5 protein-coding genes are annotated in these 8,061 nt (G+C 75.2%); 1 reads left to right on the plus strand and 4 read right to left on the minus strand.

The window, feature by feature from the left end:
• Positions 1 to 64: 64 nt before the first annotated feature.
• The 4 genes from ACFWJO_RS28470 to ACFWJO_RS28485 form a co-directional block, all read right to left on the minus strand.
• Positions 65 to 3,106 (minus strand): hypothetical protein, encoded by a 3,042-nt coding sequence (locus tag ACFWJO_RS28470; protein ID WP_386869636.1) that lies wholly within the window; start codon positions 3,104 to 3,106, stop codon positions 65 to 67.
• Positions 3,107 to 4,987, minus strand: coding sequence for an HSP90 family protein (locus ACFWJO_RS28475; protein WP_386869638.1), 1,881 nt, complete (start codon positions 4,985 to 4,987; stop codon positions 3,107 to 3,109). It abuts the gene before it with no gap.
• Positions 4,988 to 5,083: 96 nt separating this feature from the next.
• Positions 5,084 to 6,058 (minus strand): hypothetical protein, encoded by a 975-nt coding sequence (locus ACFWJO_RS28480; protein ID WP_386869640.1) that lies wholly within the window; start codon positions 6,056 to 6,058, stop codon positions 5,084 to 5,086.
• A gap of 131 nt (positions 6,059 to 6,189) precedes the next feature.
• Positions 6,190 to 6,810 carry a GNAT family N-acetyltransferase gene (locus ACFWJO_RS28485; protein ID WP_386869642.1) on the minus strand — a complete coding sequence of 207 codons (621 nt, stop codon included), beginning with the start codon at positions 6,808 to 6,810 and terminating at the stop codon, positions 6,190 to 6,192.
• A gap of 241 nt (positions 6,811 to 7,051) precedes the next feature.
• Here ACFWJO_RS28485 and ACFWJO_RS28490 point away from each other — a divergent pair.
• Positions 7,052 to 8,061, plus strand: a 1,010-nt coding sequence (locus ACFWJO_RS28490; RefSeq protein ID WP_386869644.1) for an RNA polymerase sigma factor, incomplete at its 3' end; no start/stop codon positions are given.

Below are 8,061 nucleotides of genomic sequence, written 5' to 3' on the forward strand. Positions count from 1 at the left end.
GGCCGGACCCGGCCAAGATGTCGGAAGATACGGCCCGGGGACCCGGACGCGACGGGAACACCGCCTACCGTGCCTGGTACTCCCGGCGCAGCGACTCCAGGATGTCGGCGGCCTCCGGCAGGCCCGCGGCGCGGCAGCGGGCCGCCGCGGCCGTGAGCCGGGTGACGGCCGCGGCGTGCCGCTCCAGGCCGTTCCCCTCGATCAGGGCCGCGATCCGCACCGCCTCGGCGCGCGGCACCTCGCCCTCCTCGCCGCCCCGCTCGTGTGCGGCGACGGCGGCCTCCGCCGCCACCAGCGCTTCGGGGAAGCGCTGGGCCTCCGCGAGCACGCGCGCACGCCGGTAGTGCACCGAGCCCTGCTCGTACCAGAGGGGGAAGTCGGCCGACTCCTCGGGCACGGCGGCGAGCAGCGCGTCGGCCCTCGCCAGATGCTCCAGCGCCTCGTCCAGGCCCTCCTCCTCGCGGGCGAGCATCGTGAGACGGGCGAACTCCCGCATCATGTGGGCGAGCAGCGGCGGGTTCGGGGCCTCGGCGTGCGAGGCCACCGCGCGGTCGTAGGCGGTCGCCGCCGCGTCCCAGCGGTCGGCCAGCGCCAGGGTGACCGCCGCCTCCGCCGCCACCAGCGTGTGCACGGCGCGGTCGTCCTTCCACTCCGCGACGACGTCCGCGAGCCTCAGGAACTCCTCGGCCGCCGGCAGGAACTCCTCCAGGTCCCGCAGGCCGCGGCCCAGCGTCAGCCGCGCCTGGGCGAGCATCCGCTCGTCGAGCGACGCGGCCGCCTCGTCGGAGAGGACCGACTCCAGTACGGCGACGGCGTCGGCCTGCTGCCCGCCGCGCGCCAGCACGTCGGCGAGCTGGAGCCGGATCTCCGTGGCCTCCTCCGGCTCCCCTGCCTGGTCGAACCGGGCTGCCGCCTCGGACAGATGGCGCACCGCGGCGCCGAAGTCGCCCAGGTGCGAGGCGGCGTGACCGAGCAGCGCGTACGACGGGGCCATCGGGAAGTCGGCGTCGTCGTGGCGCACGGCGTCGCCGATCGCCTCGTGCAGCAGCTCCACCGCCTCCGCGGGCTCCTGCCTGGCCAGCAGGAACTGCGCGAGCAGACACCGCGGCCGGGTGCCGCGCCAGGGCCGCCCGGAGGCCGCCACGTCGGCGAGGGCCGCGCGCAGCTCCGCCTCGGCCACGGCGAAGTCGCCGCGCCGCCCGGCCAGGTCCGCGGCGTACTGCCGCGCGTTGGCCGCCTGGTGGGGCACGGACAGCCGCTCAGCCTCCGACCGCAGCGTCCCGGCGAGCTCCTCGAACCGCGCGACGGCGGCGTCGGAGGGCTCCGGCAGCTGCCGCAGCACCTCGCGGTAGCCGCTGTAGGCGGCCGCGTTCAGGACGATCAGATACTGCAGGACCCGCGCCCTGGCGACGTCGTATCCCTCGTGCACGGACGCGGCCTCACCGGCACCGGGCTGCTCGCCCGTGAGCGGGGCGTCGGCCTTCAGCCGCTCGGCCTCGCGCAGCACCGCGTCGACCTCGGCCCGCACCGCCTCGGGGTCACGCCCGTCCGCGTCCGGACCGGCCTGCGTCTCCCCGCCCGTCTCCTGGTCCGCCTCCTCGGCGGCGCCCCAGGCCAAGGAGCGGGCCCGTGCGGCGAGCGCGTGCCAGGGCATGCCGGCGCGGGCGTACAGACCGGCCGCCCGGTCGAGCTCGGCGGCGAACTCGACGCGCCGGTCCGCCACGCCGAACCGGGACGCGCGGTGATCGGCGAGTTCTGCCTCCAGGAGCTCCGGCGGGCCGAGGCGATGGTCGTGCGGGTCCGGCGCGCTGCCGTCCGCGATCCGCTCCTCGACCCGGTCCCACAGCCGGCGCTCCGACGGCCGGCCCTCACCGGCCAGCCGGCGCGCCTCCCGCACCAGCTCGACGAAGTGCTCCGGGACCTCGACGACGGCCGCCGACGCGCGGGCGGCGGCCCCGGGCACGCCGGCGGCGGCACCGGGACCCGCGGCCGGGCGGGTCACGGACGTGCGCAGACCGAGCGGCAGCGGCTCGTCGAGCAGCGGAGCACGACCGAGCCGCTCCCGGCGGCGGTCGCCGACCGCCGTGGTGCCGTTGCGCGCGTCGAACGCGGCGGCCAGCGGGCCGGCCTCCGAGCGGACATGGCCGAGGAGTTCGTCCGCCGTCCAGTTCCGGCCGGGCGGACCCGCGACCGCGGTGTCGCCGAGACCGTCCGCCACGATGCGGGCGAGCAGCACCTCGACGCCGGTGAGGAAGCTCAGCCGGGCCAGCGGCGCGCCGCTCGCCTCGAACAGCCCGCGGTTCTCCGCCAGGATCTCCAGGCCCCGCCCCTCGTTCCGGGACAGCGCGCAGAACTCCAGGTGCAGGCCCACCTCCTCCTGCATGCCGGTGTTGCCCCGGACCCGGCGGTAGCCGGTGAGGTGGTGGGAGCGGGCCTCGTCCACGCGGCCGGTCCGCAGCAGCGGCAGCAGGGCGCGCGCCTGACTGGACTGGGGCTCCTCGGAACAGCCCTGGGAACCGTCGAGCACGGGTCCCCAGCCGTCCAGGGCCCCCGCGTCGTCGCCGGCCGTCAGCCGGTACCAGGCGATGTTCCGGATCTCGCAGGCCTCGCAGTCGCTCAGGTCCGTGCGCGGCCGGGTCACCCACAGGTCGTACGCGTCGGCGACGCCCACGCCGGTGTGCGCGGCGACGTGATAGCCCATGGCCGCCACCGGCTGCATGCCGTGCCCGGCCGCCTCGTAGCGCTCGCGCATCCGGTCGATCCAGCCCCGGACCGTGGCCAGCGGCACCTCGGGCACCTGGAGCAGTGACGTGGTCACCCACTTGAAGCGCCAGAAGACCTGGTGGGCCTCCCACTCGCTGAACGACTCGGGAGCGGTGTCCCACAGCTTGAGCAGCCGGGCGAAGGCGACCGGCGACTTGCGGTGTTCGCCGGTGAACTCGTACGAGGTCATCAGCTCCAGGAGCGCGGTGACGAGCACGTCCGGCTTGTCGAAGACCTCGGCCGCCTCCACCAGCTCCTCGGCGGTGACGGTGCGCTGCAGGCCGTGCGGGCGCTCGTGGTTCTCCCGCAGCGCCTCGAACACGGCCTCGGGGGTGTCCAGCATCTACAGTTCCTTCCGGGGCTCGGTGCCGGGGTCGCCGGGGGTGTCCGTACCGGCCTGGTGCATGGCATGGCTGAGCAGGCCCATGAAGGCCCGGTTGAGCAGGGCGCTCTCGCTCGCCTTGAGCGGGCGGCGGCTCAGCAGCAGTGCCTGGCCGTACAGCGCCTCGGCCGTGGTCACGGCGAGGCCGCGCTCGGTGATCGTGACGGCCTGCCGGACCAGCGGGTTGAGGTGGTTGAGGACCAGCTGCGCGCGCGGCGTCTCGTTCCGCAGCGAGCCGAGGATGTCCGCCCACAGTCCGTCGCTGTCGGCGGCGAGGCTCGACCGGGTCCGCTCGTGCCGCGCCTCGCGGTTGTCCAGCAGCAGCGCGGGCGCGGTGACCGGCTGGAAGTCCCGCAGCACCACGTCGCAGTCGTGGACGCCGACGGTCTCCCGGGCCACCGCGAGGAAGCCCGCGGCGCGCAGCTCGGCGGACGGGTCCACGGCGTCGAGGTGCGCGGTCACCGTGGCCGGATCGAGGTCGGTGACGGCCGTGCCGGGCCGGATCTCCGGCAGCCGGAGCACCAGGTCCCGGTCGTAGGTGTAACCGCCGTTGACGACGCCGAGGCCCGCGGCCGCGGCGATCGGCGCGACCTGGCGGAACTCCTCGACGCTGCGGGTGACGAGCAGCGTCGGATGGGTCCGCGCGAACTCCTCCAGCGTGACGTTGCCGTCGGTCGTCTCGAACGGCAGCCAGGGCAGCACGATCCGCAGCAGCTCGTCGTCGTAACGGGCCAGCGCCTTGACCGCGAGGTGGTGGGTGTCGATGAAGCGGTGCAGCAGCGCCGGGTCGCTCGCGGCGAGCCCGGTCAGCCAGTCGCGGATCCGCTCGCCGAGCGCGTCCCGCACCGCCGACAGGGTGCCGTCCTCGTACAGCGACTCCCGGGACGCCGTCGGCCGCAGGCTGGTCGTGTCGACCACGCAGCGCACGAAGAACGCCCAGTCCGGCAGCAGTTCGGGCGCCTGGTCGGTCAGCAGCATGCCCTTGAGGTGCACCCGGTGGCCGGCCCGCTGCGCCGGGCTCACCGCGGTCGGCAGCACATAGGCCACACCGCGCAGCCCGGCCGCCGGAAGGTCGAGGTCGATGGCGTCGAGCGGCGTGAAGTCGAAGAGCGTGCGGCAGTACGCGGTCAGCGCCTCCCGGCGGGCCAGCGGGGAGCGGTGCTGCTGCTCCCACGGCGGCGTGTCGTTGATCCGGTGGCTCTCGCCGCGCGGGCCGACGACGGTCACCTCGTGCCGCAGCAGCCCGCCGTAGTGCCGGGCCAGCGCGACGACCTGCTCCGGGCTCGTCCACTCCGCGTTGTCGGCGCGCGGGGTGAGGCGCACGGTGGTGCCCGGCTCGGGCACCGCCGACGCCGGCAGCGTACGGATGGTGTAGCGGCCGTCGGAGTGGCCCCGCCACTCGACGGCCGGGGCCGCGGGGTCGACCGCCGACCGGCTGAGCACCGTGATCTCGTCGGCCACCACGAAGCAGGCGAGCAGACCGATGCCGAACTGGCCGATGAACTCGCCGCGCGCCGCGTCCAGTCCGGCGCCGTCGAGGCCGCCGTCGGCGGTCCGCTTGGAGCTGCGCCCGATGGTCGCGAGGAAGCGGTGCACGTCGGCCTCGGTCAGGCCGATGCCGGTGTCCGTGACGGTGAGGGTGTCGCCGGTGCGCACGGTGATGCCGCCGGGCGCGCCGGGCACGGCCGCCTGACGTGCCGTGATCGCGTCGACGGCGTTCTGCAGCAGCTCGCGGAGGTAGACGCGGGGGCTGGAGTAGAGGTGATGGGAGAGCAGGTCGACCAGGCCGCGCAGGTCGACCTGGAAGGTGTGGGCGGTCTCGGTCCGGTTCGGGTGGGACACCTGGATGACGTCTTTCTGACGGTACGACGGTCGGTACGGCCGTACGGCGGGAGTACGGAAGGCCCGGGAACGGGGAACGGGGGAGGGGCCGCGGGCTCAGCGGCCGGCGGCGGAACGCTGCTTGCGGTAGGCGGCGGCCGGGTCGTCGTCGAGGTAGTTCCACGGGAACTCGGTGACCCGGCCCTCGGTCGCCTCGAAGCACTCGCGCGCGGCGGCCCGCTCCCCGGCGAGCGAGAAGGCCATGGCGAAGCTGTTGAGCACCTGCAGCCGGCCGGTGCGCGGACCGAAGTCCGCGTGCCGGTAGGAGTGGTCGGCGGCCCGGTGCAGCGACGCCACCACCTCCGGGCCGCGCATGTACGCGACGCCCGGATCCGCGTCCAGGGCGAGCCAGTGCTCGATGTGCGCGAGCGCGACGAGCTGACCGAGCGGGGTACCGGCGGGCGCGCCGAACGCGGACTCCCGCGCGAAGGAATGCATCTCCTCGTGCGAGCCGCCCCACTTGTCGCAGACCTGCTGCAGACGCTGCTGGTGCGCGCCCAGGTGGTACGGGTCGCGCCGCACCGCCGCCTCGAACCGGCGCCGCGCGACGACCGGGCCGGCCTCGAGGCCGCGGCCCGTCATCAGCAGGCCGTACCACGGCGACGTCCACGCCGGCTCGCGCTCGGCCACCTCGTACAGCCAGGACTCGGCCGTACGCAGCCGCTCGTGGAACACCTCGAACTGCTCCCGCGAGACGTGCTGCGCCCTCATGCCGGTCCGGGCCTCCCAGCCCCAGCAGACCTGGCGCAGCCCCGCGACCAGCTTCGGCAGCGCCGCGTCCGGCTCCGCTTCGAGCACCCCGGTGATCCACCGCTCCACGCCGGCGGTCTCCGCAGCGGCCATCAGCAGCTCCGCACGGTCCGCGCTCTCGGGCCGCGCCTCCAGGACCGCCCGCAGGGAGGGCCAGTCGCCCGCCTCGGCGGCCTCCCGGGCGCGCGTCACCTCGGGATCGCCGGAGTCCCGCTCCAGGGTCGCACCGGGCCGGCCGGTCCATTTCCCCAGAGTGAGCCCCCACTCACGAAGCAATGCCATGTCCCCACCCCTTGCCATGTCGAACGGGCAGGTCAGAGATCACCTCCCCGGTGGAGTAGTGACTATCACGCGCGGCCGACATTCGCACGGCGGTATCCACAGGCCTGCCCGGCCGGGCCCGGAAGCCCTGGTCACACCACGGGCCGGGCCATGAACAGGGCCTTCTCGCCGGCCGACGCGGTGCCGTCGTAGAGGCTCGTGTCGAGACCGCAGAAGGCGAATCCCATCCGGAGATAGGCGCGGACGGCGGGCGCGTTGACGTTGCTGACCTCCAGCCAGACGTGGCCCGCCCCGCACTCCCGGGCGAAGTCGAGGGCGTGGCCCATCAGGGCCCGGCCGATGCCCCGGCCGCGCCAGGCCGGTGCGACCTCGATGTCGCGGACGGTGAGACGCGCGTTCCACGGCTCGAAGGAGGTCGCCACGAAGCCGCACAGCTCGTCGCCCGCGACGGCGACCACGGTCCGGCGCGCCGGGAGCCCGCCGTCCGCGTCCCCGGACCCGTCGTCCTCGCCGTCGCCGTCCGCGCTCTCGTCCCCGTACCCGTCCTCGTCCTCCTCCTCGTCGTCGGGGAAGACCTTGTGGAGCGGCGGGTCCACCGGCACCGGGAGGATCGTGAACCCGCTGTCGGTCACCATCACTTCGTACACCGTGTCCGTGCTGAACGAGCCGTCGAGCGCCTCCATGGCGGCGCCGTCCTCCGGGCGCGCGGGCCGGTAGACGACGGTGCGTACGGAATCCGTGGACCTGTCCATGATCCGACCGTACCTCCCGTCCCCGGCGGCAGGACCGGGCCGCCCGGCGCGACGACGCCCGTCGCACCGGACTCCCGGAGGACGCGCGCGCGGGCTAGACTCCGCGGCCGGACTCCCGGGGAGGGGCCGTTTTCGGCCTTCTCGAAGATTCCCCGGCGTTTTCCGTTATCCGGCGGGCCTGTCGCGATCTCCCAGGTGTCGGGCATCGGCAACAGGCAGGACGACCAGGATGAGGCAAGGAATGCAAGCACCGCACGGGACCGAGCTGGTGAGGGCCGCGCAGGGTGGTGACCCCGGGGCGCGGGACCGGCTCGTCGCCGCGTACCTGCCGCTCGTCTACAACATCGTCGGACGGGCGATGAACGGGCACCACGACGTGGACGACGTCGTGCAGGAGACCATGCTGCGGGCGCTCGACGGGCTCGGCGGCCTGCGGTCCCCGGACGGCTTCCGGTCCTGGCTGGTCGCCATCGCCATGAACACCCTGCGCGCCCACTGGCACCGGCAGCAGGCCCGCCAGGCCGCCGGCACCCTCGACGAGGCCCGCGACCTCGCCGGGCCCGGCGCCGACTTCGTCGAGCTGACCGTGGTCCGGCTGCAGCTGTCCGGGCAGCGGCGCGAGACCGCGGAGGCCACCCGCTGGATGGAGCCCGAGGACAACGCCCTGCTGTCCCTGTGGTGGCTGGAATGCGCCGGCGAACTGACCCGCCACGAGGTCGCCGCCGCCCTGGAACTGCCGACCGAGCACACCGCGGTGCGGATCCAGCGCATGAAGGAACGGCTCGAGACCGCCCGGGTCGTCGTCCGCGCGCTGTCCGCCGCGCCGCTGTGCCCGACGCTGCGGGACGGCCTCGCCGGCTGGGACGGCCGGCCCTCCGCGCTGTGGCGCAAGCGAATAGCCCGCCACGCCCGTGGCTGCGCGCACTGCGCGGGCCTCTGGCACGGCCTCGTGCCCGCCGAGGGACTGCTCGCCGGGCTGCTGCTCGTCCCTCCGGCGGCCCTGCTGCTCGGCGCCGTCCGCGAGGCCGCCGGTCTGGGCCCGGCCGCCCTCGCCGCGGCCACGTCCACGACCACGAGCGCAGCCGCGACCATGACGACGGACGCGACCACGACAGCGGCCGCGACGGCGCACGCCGGGGCCGGGGCGGGGGGAGCCGGACGGGCCCGCCATGCCGCGCACGCCGCCGCACCCGCCACGCGCGGCGCACGCCGCCGGGAGCGGGAGCGCAAGCGCGGCCGGCGCCGCGCGGC

Origin of the sequence: Streptomyces sp. NPDC127092 (assembly GCF_042722475.1) — a bacterium.
GTDB lineage: Bacteria > Actinomycetota > Actinomycetes > Streptomycetales > Streptomycetaceae > Streptomyces.